Origin of the sequence: Rhizobium sp. Root1212, from assembly GCF_001424985.1 — a bacterium.
In the GTDB taxonomy this organism is placed as follows: Bacteria; Pseudomonadota; Alphaproteobacteria; order Rhizobiales; family Rhizobiaceae; genus Pararhizobium.
Genome location: NZ_LMDA01000025.1, coordinates 168,777 through 188,834 on the forward strand (window position 1 = coordinate 168,777; position 20,058 = coordinate 188,834).

At 61.5% G+C, this 20,058-nt stretch carries 18 protein-coding genes and 1 tRNA gene; 8 read left to right on the forward strand and 11 right to left on the reverse strand.

Annotated features, from left to right (window positions below; genetic code table 11):
- Window position 1 precedes the first annotated feature (1 nt).
- A complete protein-coding gene (glp, locus tag ASC86_RS21995) occupies window positions 2-1,213 on the forward strand; it encodes a gephyrin-like molybdotransferase Glp (protein ID WP_056326362.1) in 1,212 nt (403 codons plus the stop codon).
- Between the two features lie 2 nt (window positions 1,214-1,215).
- On the opposite strand, the gene ASC86_RS26310 is transcribed toward glp, so the two are convergent.
- The 5 genes from ASC86_RS26310 to ASC86_RS22020 all read right to left on the reverse strand — a co-directional run bounded on the left by ASC86_RS26310 (window position 1,216) and on the right by ASC86_RS22020 (window position 7,032).
- Complete coding sequence (locus tag ASC86_RS26310; protein ID WP_200943843.1) at window positions 1,216-1,383, reverse strand: hypothetical protein; 168 nt, start codon at window positions 1,381-1,383, stop codon at window positions 1,216-1,218.
- A 210-nt stretch (window positions 1,384-1,593) separates the two neighbouring features.
- Window positions 1,594-1,669: transfer RNA gene (locus tag ASC86_RS22005), tRNA-Thr, on the reverse strand.
- Between the two features lie 137 nt (window positions 1,670-1,806).
- Window positions 1,807-2,938 (reverse strand): peptide chain release factor 2 gene (prfB, locus tag ASC86_RS22010; RefSeq protein WP_156387159.1). Its coding sequence is split into 2 segments (ribosomal slippage): window positions 1,807-2,868 and window positions 2,870-2,938, totalling 1,131 coding nucleotides; the frame shifts between segments, so codons are not numbered across the junction.
- Window positions 2,939-3,035: 97 nt separating this feature from the next.
- Window positions 3,036-5,489 carry a penicillin-binding protein 1A gene (locus ASC86_RS22015; protein WP_056326578.1) on the reverse strand — a complete coding sequence of 818 codons (2,454 nt, stop codon included), beginning with the start codon at window positions 5,487-5,489 and terminating at the stop codon, window positions 3,036-3,038.
- A 346-nt stretch (window positions 5,490-5,835) separates the two neighbouring features.
- Complete coding sequence (locus tag ASC86_RS22020) at window positions 5,836-7,032, reverse strand: N-acetylmuramoyl-L-alanine amidase (RefSeq protein ID WP_244477675.1); 1,197 nt, start codon at window positions 7,030-7,032, stop codon at window positions 5,836-5,838.
- 718 nt (window positions 7,033-7,750) lie between these two features.
- On the opposite strand from ASC86_RS22020, the gene ASC86_RS22025 reads away from it, so the two are divergent.
- Together ASC86_RS22025 and ASC86_RS22030 are read left to right on the forward strand one after the other, a co-directional pair.
- A complete protein-coding gene (locus ASC86_RS22025) occupies window positions 7,751-10,558 on the forward strand; it encodes a ribonuclease E/G (RefSeq protein ID WP_056326373.1) in 2,808 nt (935 codons plus the stop codon).
- Window positions 10,559-10,858: 300 nt separating this feature from the next.
- A complete protein-coding gene (locus tag ASC86_RS22030; RefSeq protein WP_056326375.1) occupies window positions 10,859-11,068 on the forward strand; it encodes a hypothetical protein in 210 nt (69 codons plus the stop codon).
- 1 nt (window position 11,069) lies between these two features.
- On the opposite strand, the gene ASC86_RS22035 is transcribed toward ASC86_RS22030, so the two are convergent.
- Window positions 11,070-12,227: an aminotransferase class I/II-fold pyridoxal phosphate-dependent enzyme gene (locus tag ASC86_RS22035; protein WP_056326378.1), complete on the reverse strand. Its 1,158-nt coding sequence runs from the start codon at window positions 12,225-12,227 to the stop codon at window positions 11,070-11,072.
- Between the two features lie 234 nt (window positions 12,228-12,461).
- Between ASC86_RS22035 and ASC86_RS22040 the strand changes: the two genes are divergently transcribed.
- The 5 genes from ASC86_RS22040 to aat all read left to right on the forward strand — a co-directional run bounded on the left by ASC86_RS22040 (window position 12,462) and on the right by aat (window position 16,253).
- Window positions 12,462-13,229 (forward strand): DsbA family protein, encoded by a 768-nt coding sequence (locus tag ASC86_RS22040; RefSeq protein ID WP_056326581.1) that lies wholly within the window; start codon window positions 12,462-12,464, stop codon window positions 13,227-13,229.
- Between the two features lie 108 nt (window positions 13,230-13,337).
- A complete protein-coding gene (gene aroQ, locus ASC86_RS22045) occupies window positions 13,338-13,784 on the forward strand; it encodes a type II 3-dehydroquinate dehydratase (RefSeq protein WP_056326381.1) in 447 nt (148 codons plus the stop codon).
- A gap of 19 nt (window positions 13,785-13,803) precedes the next feature.
- Window positions 13,804-14,271, forward strand: a complete 468-nt coding sequence (gene accB, locus ASC86_RS22050) for an acetyl-CoA carboxylase biotin carboxyl carrier protein (RefSeq protein WP_056326383.1) — start codon at window positions 13,804-13,806, stop codon at window positions 14,269-14,271.
- Between the two features lie 10 nt (window positions 14,272-14,281).
- Window positions 14,282-15,628 carry an acetyl-CoA carboxylase biotin carboxylase subunit gene (gene accC, locus ASC86_RS22055; protein ID WP_056326387.1) on the forward strand — a complete coding sequence of 449 codons (1,347 nt, stop codon included), beginning with the start codon at window positions 14,282-14,284 and terminating at the stop codon, window positions 15,626-15,628.
- Window positions 15,629-15,638: 10 nt separating this feature from the next.
- On the forward strand, window positions 15,639-16,253 hold the full coding sequence (aat, locus tag ASC86_RS22060) for a leucyl/phenylalanyl-tRNA--protein transferase (RefSeq protein WP_056326390.1): 615 nt from the start codon (window positions 15,639-15,641) through the stop codon (window positions 16,251-16,253).
- A gap of 19 nt (window positions 16,254-16,272) precedes the next feature.
- On the opposite strand, the gene ASC86_RS22065 is transcribed toward aat, so the two are convergent.
- The 5 genes from ASC86_RS22065 to gatB all read right to left on the reverse strand — a co-directional run bounded on the left by ASC86_RS22065 (window position 16,273) and on the right by gatB (window position 19,901).
- Window positions 16,273-16,644, reverse strand: coding sequence for a DUF2155 domain-containing protein (locus ASC86_RS22065; protein ID WP_244477676.1), 372 nt, complete (start codon window positions 16,642-16,644; stop codon window positions 16,273-16,275).
- 202 nt (window positions 16,645-16,846) lie between these two features.
- Window positions 16,847-17,242, reverse strand: a complete 396-nt coding sequence (locus tag ASC86_RS22070) for an NADH:ubiquinone oxidoreductase subunit NDUFA12 (protein WP_056326393.1) — start codon at window positions 17,240-17,242, stop codon at window positions 16,847-16,849.
- Window positions 17,243-17,347: 105 nt separating this feature from the next.
- Window positions 17,348-17,821 carry a GNAT family N-acetyltransferase gene (locus ASC86_RS22075; protein ID WP_056326396.1) on the reverse strand — a complete coding sequence of 158 codons (474 nt, stop codon included), beginning with the start codon at window positions 17,819-17,821 and terminating at the stop codon, window positions 17,348-17,350.
- 85 nt (window positions 17,822-17,906) lie between these two features.
- On the reverse strand, window positions 17,907-18,395 hold the full coding sequence (locus tag ASC86_RS22080) for a GNAT family N-acetyltransferase (RefSeq protein ID WP_056326399.1): 489 nt from the start codon (window positions 18,393-18,395) through the stop codon (window positions 17,907-17,909).
- A 3-nt stretch (window positions 18,396-18,398) separates the two neighbouring features.
- Window positions 18,399-19,901 (reverse strand): Asp-tRNA(Asn)/Glu-tRNA(Gln) amidotransferase subunit GatB, encoded by a 1,503-nt coding sequence (gene gatB / locus ASC86_RS22085; RefSeq protein WP_056326401.1) that lies wholly within the window; start codon window positions 19,899-19,901, stop codon window positions 18,399-18,401.
- Window positions 19,902-20,058: the final 157 nt, after the last annotated feature.

Genomic DNA, 20,058 nt, shown 5'->3' on the forward strand with positions numbered 1-20,058 from the left:
AATGTCCCTTCTTCCCGTCGATGAGGCCCTGTCACGATTGCTGGCCCTTGCGCCGGGAAAACCACGGACGGAGACCGTAGACCTCACCGCAGCCGAAGGCCGGGTGCTGGCACAGGATATTGCAGCCCGCCTCACCCACCCTGCCTTCGACAACTCGGCGATGGACGGCTATGCCGGCCGGCACGAGGATCTGGCTGAAGTCGGGGCTGAGTTGCGCGTCATCGGCCAGTCTGCCGCCGGCCACGGTTTTTCCGGGCGGGTCGCGCCGGGTGAAGTCGTCAGGATTTTCACCGGCGCGCCGATCCCGGCCGGCGCCGATACGGTGCTGGCGCAGGAAGATGCCGAAACCCTCGGCGATGGCCGAATCCGCACCCATTTCGCCCTGACCAAGGGCAGGCATGTCCGCCCGAAGGGACAGGATTTCACCGAAGGCGACGTGATTCTCCGCGTTGGCGAACAGATGACGCCGGCCCGGCTGACGGTCGCGGCCGCCATGAATCACCCGGTGCTGCCGGTCGTCGTCCGCCCCAAAGTCGCGATCATTGCGACCGGCGACGAATTGCTGCCGCCGGGATCGACGCCCGGACCGGACCAGATCATCGCCTCGAACAGCTTTGGCGTTGCGGCCATCGCCCGCGAAAACGGCGCCGAGGTCATCGATCTCGGTATCATCGGCGATAACCGGGCAGCAATAACAGCCGCCGTGCGCAAGGCGGTCGACTCGGGCGTGGACGTGCTGGTGACGCTCGGCGGCGCTTCGGTCGGCGATCACGATCTGGTGCAGCCTGCGCTTGTCGATGCCGGCATGGTTCTCGATTTCTGGAAGATCGCCATGCGGCCGGGAAAGCCGCTGATGGTCGGCTCGCTCGGAGGAACGGTGGTGCTTGGATTGCCGGGAAATCCGGTTTCAAGCGTCGTCTGCTCCTATCTTTTCCTGGAGCCGTTGCTGCGCCATCTCGGTGGTTTGCCTGCCAGCGATCGCCGCGCCCGCGCCCGTCTGAACGGCGCTCTGCCGGCCAATGACGGCCGGCAGGACTATGTTCGCGCCCGCCTCGGCAAGGCCGATGACGGCAGCTGGACTGCCCGGCCCTTCGCGAAGCAGGATTCGTCGATGATGCGGGTTCTCGCCGAGGCGGATTGCCTGATCGTCCGCCCGATCGGTGCGCCGACGGCAGAGGCCGGCGATCCCTGCGAGATCATGCTCCTGCGCTGAGCCTATTGTAGCGGAATGCCGACATTGGCGCCGCTCTTCGCCCCAAGGAACGGCTGCGGACCATATCCCTGATAGTCCGCATAGGTTGTGTTGTTTTCGCCGGTCGTAGCGCAGCCGGAGAGCATGACAAGCGCGCTCACTACGGCCAAAATTGTGGTTCTAAAGGTCATCGCCCTCTCCGGTTCCATCGGTTTCTACGCGGTGGAAAATTTCCTTCCGCCTCGTCCGGGCACGGTAAGCCGTTGAATGTTCCGCAACAAGCGTTTTTTGGGATAAGGCACAGACTACGCCGTTTGTTACGGTAACGGCCCCGTTCGCATACGGTTTCGCGCTCCGCGGGAAGATCCCGCCGGGAAGTTTTCAGCGATGGTTTTGAGAAATGGTGCCCCCAGAGAGACTCGAACTCCCGACCCTCTGATTACAAATCAGATGCTCTACCAACTGAGCTATAAGGGCGCCATGGCGATGGCAGTACCATATTTTGCCGGTGTGTAAAGTGAAAATGGTTTGATCGGGTATTTTTGAAAGACTTCAAACGAAAGGGGCCGGGTGTTGTCCCCGGCCCCTTGATAATTTCACGTTCCACGGCCCGATCAGGCGAGATCGTCCACAACAGCATCGGCGCCGCCGGCAACGCGGTGGGCAAGTGCTGCTTCCATGAACTCGTTCAGTTCGCCATCGAGCACGTCCGAAGGGGCCGTGCTTTCGACGCCGGTGCGAAGGTCCTTGACCAGCTGGTAAGGCTGCAGAACGTAGGAACGGATCTGGTGGCCCCAGCCGATATCGGTCTTGGAAGCGGCTTCAGCGTTGGCTGCGTCTTCGCGCTTCTTCAGCTCGGCTTCGTAGAGGCGTGCGCGCAGCATATCCCAGGCCTTGGCGCGGTTCTTGTGCTGCGAACGCTCCTGCTGGCACTGCACGACGATGCCGGACGGCATATGCGTGATGCGCACGGCCGAGTCGGTCGTGTTGACGTGCTGGCCGCCGGCGCCCGACGAACGGTAGGTGTCGATGCGGCAATCGCTCTCATTGATGTCGATCTGGATCGAATCGTCGACCACCGGATAAACCCAGATGGACGAGAACGAGGTGTGACGGCGCGCATTGCTGTCATAGGGAGAGATACGCACGAGGCGGTGCACGCCCGATTCGGTCTTCAGCCAGCCATAGGCGTTGTGGCCCTTGACCAGCAGTGTCGCCGACTTGATGCCCGCTTCTTCGCCATCGTGGATTTCGAGCAGCTCGATCTTGTAGCCCTGGCGTTCGGCCCAGCGGCTGTACATGCGAAGCAGCATGTTGGCCCAGTCCTGGCTTTCCGTACCGCCCGCGCCGGAATGAACTTCGAGATAGGTGTCGTTGCCGTCGGCTTCGCCCGAAAGCATGGCCTCGACCTGACGTCGGGCGGATTCGGCCCTCAGACCCTTCAGCGCGTCCTCGGCTTCCTTGACGACATCGGCGTCGCCCTCTTCCTCACCAAGCTCGATGAGTTCGATATTGTCCTTGAGCTGCCGCTCAAGTGCCCGCACGCCGCTGATCGCCTCGTCGAGGTTCTGACGCTCGCGCATCAGCTTCTGCGCCTCGGTGGAGTCGTTCCAGAGGTTCGGGTCTTCGGCCTTGTTGTTCAACCAGTCCAGTCGTCTTATCGCCTGGTCCCAGTCAAAGATGCCTCCTCAGCAGGCTTATGGCCTGCTTGATCTCGTCGACAATATTCTCGATTTCGCTGCGCATTTTTCCGCTTCTTGAAATGGGGTTTTGATGAGCCGTGAAATAGCGATGCCCGCCGCCAAAGTAAAGGCGGCGGGCATCGGCAATGATGCGAAAGAGCCTAGAACAGGCCGTTGGAGCCGGAGGTCACCGCCTGATTTGCCTGCGGCGAGTTGCGCAGGATTTCTTCCGGCGGCACGTATTCGTCCATGTCGCCGATGACGGAGAAGGTATCGGCCGGGCCAGTACCTGGCTTGAAGGCCTCGATGATCGTGTCCGGATCGCCTTCGGCGGCGGCCATGCCGGTCTTGCGGTTGACCGGGATCAAGCTCATGCCTTCGGGAACCACGAACTTGACCGGGCGGGTGCCCTGAAGAGCGGCCTGCATGAATTCATTGAACACGGGAGCAGCGAGACCGCCACCCGTCGCGCCGCGGCCGAGCGGCGCCGGATTGTCGAAGCCGAGATAGAGGCCAGCGACCAGATCCGGCGTATAGCCGACGAACCAGGCGTCCTTCTCGTCGTTGGTCGTGCCGGTCTTGCCGGCAACCGGACGGTCGAGCTTGACCTTGCCAGCGGCCGTACCACGGGTGATCACACCTTCCATCATCGAGGTGATCTGGTAGGCCGTCATCGGGTCGAGGACCTGTTCGCGGTTGTCGGTCACCACCGGCTCTTCCTGGCTCTGCCAATCAGAAGCGTTGCAGGTCTCGCAGGTGCGTTCCTCGTGGCGGAAGATCGTCTTGCCGTAGCGGTCCTGAATACGGTCGATGAGTGACGGCTTGATCTGCTTGCCGCCATTGGCGATCACGGAATACGCCGACACCATGCGCAGCACCGTCGTCTCACCAGAGCCCAGCGACATGGCGAGCACCGGCAGCATCTTATCATAGATGCCGAAGCGTTCGGCATATTCGGCGACGAGGTTCATGCCCATGTCGTTGGCGAGACGGACGGTCATCAGGTTACGCGACTTCTCGATGCCGAGACGCAGGGTCGATGGGCCGGCGGAGCCGCCACCATAGTTTTCCGGGCGCCAGACCTGTCCGCCGGCGACCATTTCAAACGGCGCATCGAGAATGACCGAGGCGGGCGTATAGCCGTTGTCGAGAGCGGCGGCGTAAACGAACGGCTTGAAGGACGAACCCGGCTGGCGCATGGCCTGCGTCGCGCGGTTGAACTCCGACTGGCCATAGGAGAAACCACCGACCATGGCGAGAACGCGGCCGGTCTGAGGGTCCATGGCGACGAGGCCGCCCTGCACCTTCGGCGGCTGGCGCAGGCGATACTGGCCGTCCGTATCGGTCGGCTCGACATAGACGACATCGCCCGGACCAACCACGCCTTCCGGCGATTTCGCGGTCTTACGCTCGCCGGTGGAGGAGCGATAGGCCCACTGCATGTTCTTGGCAGTGATGAAGCCCTTCACGCGCTCTGCGGCGATCTTGCCGGCGCTATCCTTTTCCGGCTGGATGCCGATTTCGGCGCCCTTGTCATCGACGGAAAGCACGACGGCGAGCTTCCATTCCGGCACGTCCGAGAGCGCATCTAGCTTGCCGAGCGGTTCGCCCCAGTCGCCGCCGATCTCGATCGACTTGATGGCGCCATGGAAGCCGCGGCGCTCGTCGTAGCTGACGAGACCGTCCTGCAGCGCCTTACGGGCCTTGATCTGCATATCGGGATCGAGCGAGGTGCGGACGGAAAGGCCGCCTTCATAGAGGGCGTTGTCGCCGTAGCGCTGGATGATCTGGCGGCGCACTTCCTCGGCGAAATAATCCGACGCAAAGAGATGCGAACCACCGCGGCGCAGCTTGACGCCGAGCGGCTGCTGCTTGGCTTCGTCGCCATCGGCCTTGGTCACGTAGCCGTTCTCGACCATGCGGTCGATGACCCAGTTACGGCGTTCGATGGCGGCCGCTTCCTTGCGGAAGGGATGGTAGTTGGCCGGGCCCTTCGGCAGGGCGGCAAGATAGGCGGTTTCGGCGATCGTCAACTCGGTGACCGACTTGTCGAAATAGGTGAGCGCCGCGCCGGCGATGCCGTAGGAATTCAGGCCGAAGAAAATCTCGTTGAGATAAAGCTCGAGAATGCGATCCTTGCTGTAGGCCTGCTCGATGCGGAAGGAGAGGATCGCTTCCTTGACCTTGCGGTCGATCGTCTGGTCGGCCGTGAGCAGGAAGTTCTTGGCGACCTGCTGGGTGATCGTCGAGGCGCCGACCGGGCGGCGGCCGGAGCCGAAATTCTGCAGGTTGACGAAAATCGCGCGGCCGAGGCCGGTGATATCGACGCCTGGATGCTGGTAGAAATTCTTGTCTTCCGCGGAGATGAAGGCGGCCTTGACGCGATCCGGGATGGCCTGGATCGGCAGGTAAAGGCGCCGCTCGCGGGCATATTCGGCCATCAGCGCGCCGTTGCCGGCGTGGATACGGGTGGTGACCGGCGGCGCGTAGTTCGCCAGGACTTCATAGTCCGGCAGATCCTTCGTCACATGGCCGAGATAAACGGCTGCGGCCGCTGCCACGCCGAGGAGCAGGAAAACGCCAATGCCGAAGAAATATCCAATCAGTCTGATCATCAGCCAGATACCGGTACCTTTGTTGTACATGCCTGTGCGCGTGGGTCCGAGGCCTATCGCGCGCCGAATACGAATGCAACGTGCCGCCCTCGCTTGCTGAAGCGGCGGTTTCATCCAACTGCCGCCAAGCCTTAAGCAGGCGGCTCGATGTCCATGCAAACTCCGGCTTCCGATAGCGACCGGATTGTGAGCAAAATAGGGCTTGAAGCCGTTAAACGACCCGCATCCCCTTGAAAATCATATCGCTGTTACCCGAGCGACACAAATCACATCGGATGCCGTGGTAAACCGCACGGTGATGTAATGCGACGTCCGGCGAAAATCGAATCAATTCAAAAGACAGAAATCAGCCGCCATTGGCGACGGTGGCAGTACGATAGTTGCCGACCGCGCCTGCCAGAAGCTCGGAAAGCTTGGCCCGCCAGGCCGGATCGACCAGCAGCTTTTCGTCTTCCTTGTTGGAGAGGAAGCCGAGTTCGAGCAGGATGGACGGCACATCCGGCGCCTGCAGCACGCGGAAGCCGGCATAGCGGTGGGGATTGTTGATCAGGTTGATCTGGCCCTCGAAGGAGGACACGATGGTCTGGGCGAGATTGACGGAAAAGGCTTGGGTTTCGCGGCGCGTGAGGTCGAGCAGGATGTCGGCGACCTCCGCCGGCTCGTTGGAGAGCGCCACGCCGGCAATCGTATCGGATAGGTTTTCACGCTCTGCGAGGCTCGCGGCCAGATGGTCGGAGGCCTTGTCGGAGATGGTGTAGACGGTCGCGCCGCGGATATCGCGCTGCTTCAACGTATCGGCATGCAGGGAAATGAAGAGGTTTGCGCTCTGGCGGCGGGCGATCTGCACGCGCTGCGGCAAGGAGAGGAATTCATCGCCGTCGCGCGTCAGGAAGGCCTTGATGCCGGCCCGGCGGTTCAGATGATCGACGAGATCGCGGGCGAAAGCGAGCGTCACGTCCTTTTCCACGGTCTTGGTCTCGGTGCCGATCGCGCCGGTATCGATGCCGCCATGGCCGGCATCGACGGCGACGACGAAGGTGCCGTTTTCAGTCTTGGGTTCCGGCGCAGTCACGCGGCCGGTTTTTGCCGCGACCACGCTGCCGGTCCATTTCTGGGCATCGATCAGGTCGGCAAATTGCTTCTTGCTGACGCGCTCCGTGTCGAGAACGAGGCGAAACCCCTTGTTGTCCTCGTCGGGCTTGACCTCGGCAAGCGAGACTTCGATCGGCTCCTTCGCTGTCAGCACGATGCGGGAACTGCCCGCCCCCATCGCGCCGTAACGGATATCGCTGAGCAGTCCCCGCGCCTCCATGTCCTCCTCCTTCAGGCCAAAGGAGGTTTCCGGCAGGTCGATGATCACGCGGACCGGATCGGCAACGTAGTGGACGAAGAAATCGGGCGCGCGGTCGAATTCAATGACGACGCGAGTACGGGCATCGTCGCCGGCAATGCGGGCGCCGTAGGCGAGCAGCGGGGAATCGGCTGCAAGAGCAGACCCGCAGGCCACGCACAGGGCCAGCGCTCCGCATAGATATCGCACCATCGCCGTCAACATCAGAACCGATCTTTCTCATATCGTCTCAAAGAGATTGGCCTTTTGGCGCCCTGCCCTCAGGCTGCGGGCGGTCCAACCGGCACTTTCCATGAATGCCCCTTCACGGTTAACCAAAGCTTACCACGGCGTTTCACGGGCTTTCGCGAGCAGCCACAGGTGGTCGACCGAATCAATCAATATTATGACGGATCAGGCTTTTCCCTTGCCATTGTGACATAGAAAACATACAAGCTTCACAGGTAGAAAGTGTTGACGGGATAGAATCGACGACCGGCAGCCATAGGTATTTAAAACCTTGGCGCCAGCGCGTGATCGCTACGGGTTAAACCGCTCAATGACGATCACGTCGCAGCAGGCAGTCGCGCTTCATCCGCCGTCGCTCCACTTGACTGCCCATACGAATCGCAAGCCGGCGGTGGCCGGGAACATATCGTGGTTTCACCACAAGCCCGTGATCGGGCGCATTCATCGGGCCTTCAGGGCCTAAAAACTTTGGCATTCCTGTTTGGTATCCTACGTTGTCTCAGCAGTATCGGTCAGAAGTAAACAGGCCCCGGGACGTGACCGTCCCGGCTGCCGTCTGGCTGCTGAACGCTGTTCCTTCAGGAATATTTACATCCGGCAAGCAACGCGAACAGTCGGGATGGACTCCTCCGGGAGCCCGTCCCTCTCTCCGTTTGCGCGCTCGCCGAGGAGCACAGCTTACATGGCAGAGAAAATGCTTATCGATGCGTCTCATGCTGAAGAGACGCGCGTCGTTGTCGTTCGCGGAAACCGCATAGAAGAATTCGACTTCGAATCCGAACACAAGAAGCAGATCCGCGGCAATATCTACCTTGCCAAGGTGACCCGCGTCGAGCCGTCGCTACAGGCGGCCTTCGTCGATTACGGCGGCAACCGCCACGGCTTCCTGGCCTTCGCCGAAATCCACCCCGATTATTACCAGATTCCGCTTGCCGACCGTCAGGCCCTGCTGAGGGCCGAAGCGGAAGAAGCGCGCCGCGGCGATGACGATATCGAACCGGTCGAAACGGCACCCTATATCGCCGCATCCGAAACGGTGGCGGAAGAGGCCGAGGTCACCGAGATCGTCGAGGAAACTTCCGAAGTCGAGACGGTGACGGAAGCGGCTGCCGAAGAGATCGTCGAGGAAAAGCCGAAGAAGGTCCGCCGTCCGCGCCGCACCAAGAAGGCTGCAGCCGAGGCTGAAGAGGCCGAGGTCGCAAAGGCCGAAGGCGAAGACGATACCGGCGAAATGGCCGCCATGGTCGATACCGACAGCATCTCGGAAGACGTTCGCGGCGGCCGCCGGCATGACGACGACGATGACGACGACCATCACGAAGAGAAGGAAGTCATCGAATCCGTCGGCGCCGAAGACGCGATGGAAGAAGTGCCGGACCGTCAGTCCAACCGCCGCCCGCGCAAGCAGTACCGCATTCAGGAAGTGATCAAGCGCCGTCAGATCCTGCTCGTGCAGGTCGCCAAGGAAGAGCGCGGCAACAAGGGTGCTGCCCTCACCACTTATCTGTCGCTTGCGGGCCGTTACTCCGTCCTGATGCCGAACACGGCGCGCGGTGGTGGCATTTCCCGCAAGATCACCAACCTGCCGGACCGCAAGCGCCTCAAGGAAATCGCCCGCGCGCTCGAAGTGCCGCAGGGCATGGGCGTCATCCTGCGCACCGCCGGCGCCAATCGCACCAAGGTCGAGATCAAGCGCGACTTCGAATACCTGATGCGCCTGTGGGAAAACGTCCGCACGCTGACGCTTGCCTCCACCGCGCCCTGCCTCGTCTATGAGGAAGGCTCGCTGATAAAGCGCTCGATCCGCGATCTCTACAACAAGGATATCAGCGAGATCGTTGTTGCAGGCGAGGAAGGCTACAAGGAAGCCAAGGGCTTCATGAAGATGCTGATGCCGAGCCACGCCAAGGTGGTTCAGCCCTACCGCGACGTGCACCCGATTTTCTCGCGCTCGGGCATCGAGGCACAGCTGGACCGCATGCTGCAGCCGCAGGTGACATTGAAGTCCGGCGGCTACATCATCATCAACCAGACCGAAGCGCTGGTGGCGATCGACGTCAACTCCGGTCGCTCGACCCGCGAACATTCGATCGAGGACACGGCGCTCCAGACCAACCTCGAAGCAGCTGAAGAAGTCGCACGCCAGCTGCGCCTGCGCGACCTCGCCGGCCTCGTGGTCGTCGACTTCATCGACATGGAAGAAAAGCGCAACAACCGCTCGGTCGAGAAGCGTCTGAAGGACCACCTGAAGAACGACCGCGCCCGCATCCAGGTTGGCCGCATATCGCATTTCGGCCTGCTCGAAATGTCGCGCCAGCGCATCCGCGCCTCGGTGCTCGAATCGACCATGCAGGTCTGCTCGCATTGCAACGGCACGGGCCATGTGCGCTCGCAGTCGTCTGTCGCGCTGCATGTCCTGCGCGGCGTCGAGGAATATCTGCTGAAGAACACCACGCACGACATCACCGTGCGCACGACGCCGGATATCGCGCTCTACCTGCTCAACCACAAGCGCAGCACGATCATCGATTATGAAGCCCGCTTCGGCGTGTCGATCATCATCGAGGCGGATGCCCATGTCGGCGCCCAGCACTTCGCGATCGATCGCGGCGAGCCGGTCGAAAATCCGGTGAAGATCGAGCAGATCATGCACTTCGAACCCGAGATCGAGGAGGACGACGACGACGTCATCATCGAGGAGGAGATCGACGAGGAAGAAGAAGTCGTTGTCGAAGCCAAGCCGGAGCGTGCAGAGCGCGCCGAACGTTCGGAAGGTGACAACGACCGCAAGCGCAAGCGCCGCCGCCGCCGCCGTGGTGGCCGCGGGAACGGCGAACAGACGCAGGCCGAAGCTGCCGGTGACGACGACGCCGAAGCGGAGGGCGACGACGAGGACGGCGATGACGCCGCCGATACCGTTGCTGCCGGCGATGCCAGCGAGGAAGACCGCCAGAAGCGCAAGCGCCGCCGTCGCGGCAAGCGCGGTGGCCGCCGCAGCCGTGGCGACGAGGTCGCAGGCGAGGAGGCTTCAGGAGAAGCATCCGAGTCCGACAACGAGGAAGCCACCGAAAACCTGACCGCTGAAGCCGTGGTCGACGATGCCACCGAGCCGGCAGCCGCAGAAATGGTTGCGGCCGAAGTTGCTGTCGAGGAAACAAAACCCGCAAAACCGCGCCGCAGCCGCAAGAAGGCAGCGCCGGCCGGCGAAGAGGCTCCGGTGACCGAGGAAGCCGTTGCGGAAGCAGCAGTCGTCGACAGCGCAGCCCAGGCTGCCATTGAGGAGACGCCAGCTGAGGAAACTCCGGTTGAGCCGGCCGTCGAAGAAGCGGCGGCCACGCTGGATGAAAAATCCTCGCGCGGCAATCGTGACCTGAACACGATCGCCTCCGCGCCGGTGGTTCGCTCCTCGGCGCCCGCCGAAGGCGAAGGCGACAACGAGCCGCCGAAGCCCAAGAAGGGTGGCTGGTGGCAGAAGCGCGGTTTCTTCTGAGACCTGCGCAAAGCTTGAAGATTTGAACAGCGGCCGGGGAAACCCGGCCGTTTTCGTTTGTAACGACGCCCGCTGCTGCGTCATGTTCAACGGTGTGCCGCGGACCTTCCGGATATCGGAAAATCAAAGGCTTGCGGATTTTCTGTACAACCTCTCGCCTGCGGAGTGAGGTTGCCTGCCGCGTTTTCTACATCCTTGAGGCTATGTTTCCACGGGTACAGAACGTCAGGCGATGCTGTGGGATGCTTGTGGTCAAGGCAGGCACGTTACTATGTGCCGCCGCCAACAAGGACGAACATCATGGGCACGTTTGCAGCCACCCTCGCCGCAGCATCGGTCGTCGGCCTGATTCAGCCTTCGCTTTCAGGCAACGGCGTCCGCCAGTTCCACAATGACTATTACTACCGCAGCTACGATACGGCTTTCGAGCCGGTCTGCGTCGTGCGCGCCGTGCGAAGTCACGATGCCTTCGGCAACCCGGTCACGCGCAAGGTACGGGTCTGCCGCTGACTCAGGCGAGCCAGCGGGCGATCCGGTCCAACGCCTCAATCATGTCGGTTTCCGCACCGGCGTAGGAGAAACGCATGGTGCGGTTTCCGTCGATCGGGTCGAAATCGAAGCCCGGCGTCGCCGCGACATTGATTTCCGCCAGCATGCGCCGCGCAAACGCCATACTGTCATTGGTAAAGCGGCTCACGTCGGCATAGGCGTAAAACGCGCCATCCATCGGCGAAGCGATCGACAGCCCCATTTCGGGAAGCCGCTTCAGGAGCAAGGCGCGATTGGCGCCGTAGGACGCCTTGTAGACGTCAAGCTCTGCTTCGGCGCCCAGTGCTGCTTCCGCCGCGATCTGGGACAGTTCCGGCGGCGAGATATAGAGGCTTTGGGCGATGCGCTCAAAGGCGCGCACCTGACTTTCCGGCAGCACCATCCAGCCGATGCGCCAGCCGGTCATGCAATAATATTTCGAGAAGGAATTGATGATCACGGCCTCGTCTGTAACGCTCAGGGCCGTCGTTTCCTCGCCTGCAAAGGTCAGGCCGTGGTAGATTTCGTCGGAAATTAAGGCGATGCCGCACTCGTGGCAATAATCGGCAAGCGCCTTCAGGCCGGCTCTGCCGGTGACCGTTCCGGTCGGGTTGGCGGGGCTTGCGAGCAGAACACCGTCAAGGCGGCATCCCGCTTTTTTCTCAGCAGCAGCAAGGCTTTCCGGCGTCAGAGTAAAGCCGGTCTCGGCATTCGCTTCGACCTCGACGACGGTAAGGCCGAGCGCCGCCAGGATATTGCGGTAGGCAGGATAGCCGGGCCGCGCGATCGCCACGCAATCACCGGGATCGAACAGCGCAAGGAAAGCCAGGTTGAACCCGGCGGACGAGCCGGTCGTCACCGCGATGCGCTGCGGATCGACCTCGATGCCGTAGCGGGTCTTGTAGTGTTTCGCGATCCCGATCTTCAGACTGTTGGTGCCGAGTGCATCCGTATAGCCGAGGCGGCCTTGAGCGAGGGCAGCGTGCGCGGCCTCCAGGGCCGCCTTCGGCGCGGGGTGGCTTGGCTGGCCGACTGCCATGGAGATGACGGGATAGCCGGCTTCGCGCCGTTTCGTCGCTTCGGCAAGAACATCCATCGCATGAAAAGGCTCGACGGCGCTGCGGCGGGATAGCGTTTTCAAAGCGGTTCTCCTTGCAAATTTCGTTCGGCCTGTCGCCTTGCCGGTGCTTTGCACGATCAAAAAGCCATTCACAAGTGCGAGAACGCCGCACTTCCGCCGATTTTGCGGTTTCGTTTGACGCCCGCTCGACCTATGGTCGGTTGCCGCGCCATAAGGGCCGGAAATGTCTTTCAATTCTGCCGGCCGGCTTCGAACTTGAACGACACAGGCACGACAATGAAGGACACGGAACGCATGCCATCGACTGCCCGCAAGATCATCGCCGCCGCAACCCTGTTCCTGACGGCGAGCGCTGCGCTCCCCCAAGGCGCCTATGCCCTTGACGCCAAGGACAAGAAGGAACTCGGCGAGTTCATCCGCGAATATCTGGTGGCGAACCCCGAAATCCTTCTCGAGGCCCAGCAGTCCTTGAAGAAGAAGCAGCAGGAAGAGCAGCTTCGCCAAGCCGAAGCCGCCATTGCCGGTAACAAGGAAGCGATCTTCCAGTCCGTGCACGATGTCACGCTCGGCAATCCCAAGGGCGACGTCACCATCGTCGAATTCTACGACTACAATTGCGGCTATTGCAAACGCGCGCTGTCCGACATGGAAGCGATCCTCGAAAACGACAAGAACGTGCGGTTCGTGCTGAAGGAACTGCCGATTCTCGGCCCGGATTCTCTTGCCGCGCACCGCGTCAGCGCCGCCTTCCGCCAGATCGCACCTGAAAAATACGGCGATTTCCACCGGGCGTTGCTCGGCGGCGAGGACCGCGCGACGGAAGAGACCGCGATTGCCGTTGCCGGCCGTCTCGGCGTTTCCGAAGCCGATATCCGCGCCAAGATGGAAAGCGATGCGCAGGATGCCGGCGTGAAGGAAGCCTATACGCTCGCCAACGACCTCGGCATCACCGGCACGCCGTCCTATGTCGTCGGCAATGAGGCGGTTTTTGGCGCTGTCGGCGCCGAAGAACTGGAAGCCAAGGTCACCAACATGCGCAGCTGCGGCAAGACCGTTTGCTGACGATCAAGCGATCGCTTGTGGACAAATTCCGTGGGGGAGCAAAAGGCTTTCCCTCACGGAAGCGCCGGTCTATAGGTAACCCCCACGATCCTCGGACTTTAATCCTTCATGGCTGAGACCATCTACGTTCTGAACGGCCCCAACCTCAACGCGCTCGGCAAGCGCGAGCCCGGTATTTACGGCGGCCAGACGCTTGCCGATATCGAGGCGATGTGCGCCGCGGAAGGCAAGAATCTCGGCGTCGAGATTGTTTTTCGCCAGAGCAATCATGAAGGTTACCTGGTCGACTGGATTCACGAAGCGGGCGACAAGGCCGCCGGCGTCGCCATCAATGCGGGTGCCTACACGCACACGTCGATCGCGCTGCATGACGCCATCAAGGCCGTCAAAATCCCCGTCGTCGAGTTGCACCTGTCCAACGTGCATGCCCGTGAAGAATTCCGCCACAAATCCATGATCGCCCCCGCCGTGAAGGGCGTGATCTGCGGTTTCGGCGCTCATAGTTACATTCTCGCGCTCAATGCGCTAAACACACTGACCAAACAAACGAAATAAGAAAAACAAGAGGCTCACCATGGCTGACAAGAAATCCGGCATCGATCAGGCGCTGATCCGCGATCTCGCCAACATCCTGAACGAGACCGATCTCACCGAGATCGAAGTCGAGCAGGACGACCTGCGCATCCGCGTTTCGCGCGCCGGAACGCCGCAATATGTTTCCGCACCGGTTCCGACCGCTTATGCAGCGCCCGCCGCGCAGGCCGCTGCCGCACCGGCCGCCGCCGCCGAGGTTTCTCCCCGCAACAACAAGAATGCGGTCACCTCGCCGATGGTCGGCACGGCCTATTTCGCTCCGGCTCCCGGCGCCCGTCCCTTCATCGAAGTCGGCGCGACCGTCAAGGAAGGCCAGACCATCCTGATCATCGAAGCCATGAAGACGATGAACCAGATTCCGGCGCCGCGTTCCGGCAAGGTGGTCGATATCCTCGTCCAAGATGGTACGCCCGTCGAATACGGCGAAGCCCTGATCATCCTCGAATAGGCGTGAAACGATGATTTCCAAGGTCCTCATTGCCAATCGCGGTGAAATCGCCCTTCGCGTTCTTCGCGCTTGCAAGGAACTGGGCATCGCCACGGTCGCTGTTCATTCGACGGCTGACGCGGATGCCATGCATGTGCGCCTCGCCGACGAAAGCGTGTGTATCGGCCCGCCGCCGTCGCGCGAAAGCTACCTGAACATCCACCAGATCGTCGCCGCCTGCGAGATCACCGGCGCGGACGCCGTGCATCCGGGCTACGGGTTCCTCTCGGAGAACGCCAAGTTCGCCGAAATCCTGGAAGCGCACGACATCACCTTCATCGGCCCGACGGCGGATCACATCCGCATCATGGGCGACAAGATCACCGCCAAGGAAACGGCAAAATCGCTGGGCATTCCGGTGGTTCCGGGGTCCGCCGGCGAAGTGAAGCCGGAAAACGCGCTGGCGATCGCCCGCGAAATCGGCTTCCCGGTGCTGATCAAGGCCACTGCCGGCGGCGGCGGACGCGGCATGAAGGTGGCGAAGTCGGAGGCGGATCTCGAGGAGGCCGTATCGACGGCCCGTTCGGAAGCGCTTGCCGCCTTCGGCAACGACGCGGTCTACATGGAAAAATACCTGGGCAAGCCGCGCCATATCGAAATCCAGGTCGTCGGTGACGGTGAAGGCAATGCCATCCATCTCGGCGAACGCGATTGCTCGCTGCAGCGCCGCCACCAGAAGGTCTGGGAAGAGGCGAACTCGCCTGCCCTCAACGTCGAGCAGCGCATGAAGATCGGCCAGATATGCGCCGACGCGATGAAGAAGTTGAAATATCGCGGCGCCGGTACGGTCGAATTCCTCTACGAAAACGGCGAGTTCTATTTCATCGAAATGAACACCCGCCTGCAGGTGGAGCACCCGATCACCGAGGCCATCACCGGCATCGACCTCGTGCACGAACAGATCCGCGTCGCCTCCGGCGGCGGCCTTTCGGTTACGCAGGACGAGATCGTCTTCTCCGGCCATGCCATCGAGTGCCGTATCAATGCCGAAGACCCGCGCACCTTCGTCCCCTCACCGGGCACGATTACGCATTTCCATGCGCCTGGCGGTCTTGGCGTTCGCGTCGATTCGGGCGCCTATCAGGGCTACCGTATCCCGCCGTACTACGACAGCCTGATTGGCAAGCTCATCGTGCACGGCCGCACTCGTGTCGAATGCATGATGCGTTTGCGCCGCGTACTGGACGAGTTCGTCATCGACGGCATCAAGACGACGCTGCCGCTGTTCCAGGACCTGATCAACAATCAGGACATCGCCAACGGCGACTACGACATCCACTGGCTGGAAAACTACCTGGCCAAGTCCGCGGCCGAATGAGGCATCGCGCATGAAAGGGTCCCGCGACAAGCAGCCGGTGATCACGCCGGAATTGCTGTTGCGGGCCTATTCCATCGGGCTCTTCCCGATGGCCGATTCGGCAGACGATCCGGAAATCTTCTGGGTCGAGCCCGAGCTTCGCGGCATCATCCCGCTCGATAATTTTCATGTTTCCCGCAGCCTTGCCAAGACGATCCGGCGCGCGCCGTTCGAGATCACCTTCAATGCCGACTTCGAGGGCGTGATGAAGGGTTGCAGGGCTTCCGCCCCCGACCGCCCGACGACCTGGATCAATTCCACGATCCTTTCGCTTTACACGTCGCTGCACCGTATGGGGTATGCGCACTCGGTCGAGGCGTGGGAGGGCGAGGAACTTGTCGGCGGTCTCTACGGCGTTTCGCTGGGTGCTGCCTTTTTCGGCGAAAGCATGTTTTCCCGGCGCACCGATGCATCGAAAATCTGCCTCGTGCATCTGGTCGAGCGTTTGCGCGAACGTGGCTACAAGTTGCTCGATACGCAATTCACCACCGAACACCTGAAAACGTTCGGCGCGATCGATGTGCCCAAGGTGCAATACGAGGGTTTGCTCACCCGCGCGATGGCCTCGCCGAACCTGCAATTCTAAAAATTTCTTTGATGGAGATTTACTGGGTTGCAGCCGTATCCGGCGGCGGCAGGTCGGACTTCGCCTTGCAGGACTGCAGCCAGACGTCATAGACCGGGTGCTCGACGGCATTGAGGCCGGGACTATCGGCAAACATCCAGCCGGTGAAGATGCGGCGGATCTTGCGGTCGAGCGTGATCTCGTCAACTTCGACAAAAGTCGTCGTCTTCTGGGCCTCGGTGTCGTCGCGGCTGTAGCAGACGCGAGGCGTCACTTGCAGCGCGCCGAATTGCACTGTCTCGCCGATATAGACATCGAAGGTGGTGATGCGCCCGGTAATCTTGTCGATGCCGGAAAATACCGCGACCGGATTGGAAAGGCGCTCGGCCTGCGCCGGAACGGTAACAGCCATAAGCGAGCCGATCGCGCATGCCACCGCCGCAATGCGTTTGCGGAGCATCGGGAAATCGGAATGTGAAGCTGCCATGATCGCCGTTTCCTTGCGCGCCGCGTTATGATGTTGCGGCATCAGGCGCTAACGATGAAATGTGGCCGAGACATGATTGGCCAGAAATGGGGCGTGCAAAGTCACGCCCTTCTCACGGGAAAAACAATCAGGCGCCGGGAGTCCAGGCGTCGTAGTCGCCAGTCACGCGCGGACGCTCGCCGGTGTTGCTGATCGAGCCTTGCGGACGATAGGCATTCGGCGTGCCCGTCTGGTTCGGCAGATGTGTCTTCTGCCATTCGCGGGCTTTGTAATTTTCATGAGCCGGCGAAATATCGGTGCGATGGTGCATCCAGCCGTGCCAGCCCGGCGGGATAGCGGAGGCGTCGGCGTAACCGTTGTAGATCACCCAGCGGCGGGTGCGGCCTTCCGAGTCCTTGCCGCCTTCGTAATAGACGTTACCTGCCTCGTCTTCACCGACGCGTTTGCCGAATCGCCAGGTGTGGAAACGGGTTCCGAGGGTCTGGCCATTCCACCAGGTAAAGATCTGCAGCAGAGACTTCATGATGTCCGTCCTTGGCCGCGCATGTCGGCGCGGAATAACTGGAATTGCTCGCCTGCTTATGCCGCGCAAGCCGCCGCTTGTCCAGTATTTCCCACGCCGCGGGCTTCATTTCAAACGCAGTTTGAAGCCGAGATGGGAAGCCTCGAAACCAAGGCGCTTGTAGAAACGATGGGCATCGGTGCGCGCGGCATTGGATGTCAGCTGCACCTTCGCAAGCCCCTGATGCCGCGCCTGATCGATCGCAAAGCGGATCATGGTTTCACCGATGCCCTGCCCGCGCCGGTCCTTGCGCGTCTGCACGGCCTCGACCAGCAGGCTGGAGCTTCCACGGCCCGGCAGGGACGTCAGGAGGGTGGTCTGGAACGTGCCGACGACGATGCCGACCATCTCGGCAACGTAGAGCGTGTCGTTCGCCGACGCCTGTATGCGCTCGAAGGCTGCGACGTAGTTTTCGAGCATATCCGGGTCGGTGGTGTCGCCATGGCCGCCAAGGGCGTCATCGGCAAACAGCGCGACCATCGCCGGCAGGTCGCTGCGGCGTGCGTGCCGGATGGTAAGGGTGTTGACGATCGCGTCCATGGGGCGTCCTTTCGCTGAACGCGGCACATCTGGCACCGGTCTGCGAAGGGAATGTGACGGGGAGTGGAAAAGCCAAAGGACGCGATCAGGCGACGAGCGGCTTGTCCATCACGAGGGTCGCAATGCCCCAATGGGGTGCGCCGGCACCCTGGGCCGAAAAGCCATGCGCCTGATAGAAGGCGATGGCTTTTGCATTGTTTTCCTCGACTTCCAGCCTCATGTGGCCGGCATAGGGAAAGCAGGTTTCAAGCTCAGCGAACAGATCGCGGCCGATGCCCTGCCGCTGATAGGCCGGCAGTACATAGAGCTGATGCAGCACGGCGGTTTCATGCAGCGTCTCGGACATCGCGGCATAGGCCATCCCGCCGATTGTCTTGCCACTGTCGGCAACGAGGAATTCGGACTTCTTGCGGGCCAGATTGGCCTTGAGCGCCGGAACCGAATGCCACTTCGCCGTCATTTCCGCGATCTTCTCTGCGCCATAAAGCGCGTCGTAGGTCGCATGACTCGTCTCGGACAGGAGCTTGCTGATCGCAGGCAGGTCGCGTTCCGTTGCTGTCCGCACGAAGAACATCGATCAATCCTCGATGCCGAGCTTGGCCTTGACGAGCGCCTGCACAGCCTGCGGATTGGCCTTGCCGCCGGTGGACTTCATCACCTGACCGACAAACCATCCGGCAAGCGAGGGCTTGGCCTGCACCTTGGCGACCTGATCCGGATTGGCGGCGATGATCTCATCAACGGCCTTTTCAATCGCGCCGGTGTCGGTCACCTGCTTCATGCCGCGGGCTTCGACGATATCGGCAGGATTGCCGCCCTCGTTCCAGACGATCTCGAACAGGTCCTTGGCGAGCTTGCCGGAGATAGTACCGTCCTTGATGAGGTCGATGATGCCGCCGAGCTGGGCCGGCGACACTGGTGTTTCCTCGATGTCCTTGCCAGCCTTGTTCAGCGCGCCGAGCAGATCGTTGATGACCCAGTTGGCAGCGATCTTGCCGTCACGGCCGGCAGAAACTGCCTCGTAATAATCTGCAATCGCCTTTTCGGAGACGAGCACCGAGGCGTCATAGACCGAAAGGCCGAGATCCTTGACGAAACGCTCCTTCTTGTCGTCGGGCAGTTCCGGCAGGCCGGCCAGGAGCTTGCCGACGAATTCGTTGTCGAATTCCAGCGGCAGCAGGTCCGGATCGGGGAAATAGCGGTAGTCATGCGCGTCTTCCTTGGAGCGCATCGAGCGGGTCTCGCCCTTGTTCGGGTCGAACAGGCGGGTTTCCTGATCGATCGAGCCGCCATCCTCGAGAATGCCGATCTGGCGGCGGGCTTCGTATTCGATCGCCTGACCGATGAAGCGGATGGAGTTGACGTTCTTGATTTCGCAGCGCGTGCCAAAAGCTTCGCCGGGACGACGGACGGAGACGTTGACGTCGGCGCGCATCGAGCCTTCGTCCATGTTGCCGTCGCAGGTGCCGAGATAGCGCACGATCGAGCGCAGCTTGGTCATATAGGCCTTGGCCTCATCCGACGAGCGCATGTCCGGCTTGGAGACGATTTCCATCAGCGCGACGCCCGAGCGGTTGAGGTCGACGTAGGACATGGTCGGATGCTGGTCGTGCATCGACTTGCCGGCGTCCTGTTCCAGATGCAGGCGCTCGATGCCGATCTCGATATCCTCGAAATTGCCCTGACGGTCCGGACCGAGCGAGATGACGATCTTGCCTTCGCCGACGATCGGGTCCTTGAACTGGGAAATCTGGTAGCCCTGCGGCAGGTCGGGATAGAAATAGTTCTTGCGGTCGAAGATCGAGCGGTGGTTGATCTGCGCCTTCAGGCCGAGACCGGTGCGCACCGCCTGCTTGACGCATTCGATGTTGATGACCGGCAGCATGCCGGGCATGGCGGCATCGACGAGCGAGACGTTGGCATTCGGCGCCTTGCCGAACTCGGTCGAGGCGCCGGAAAAGAGCTTGGAATGGGAGAGGACCTGGGCGTGCACCTCCATACCGATGATGACTTCCCAGTCGCCGGTGGCGCCGGGGATCAAGCGTTTCGGATCGGGGGTGCGAACATCGACTAGGGTCATGGACTGCTCTTCTTGAAGGCTCGAAATCGTGATCCTCTCGGTAGAACAAATGACATGGGGGTGCAAGGCTTGAAGCCGTCTCCTGTTGACGACGCTGGCGCCCTTTCCTAAAAACGGCGCGTCCGAACGGAGTTTTGATGTTCAATCAGTCCGAGTC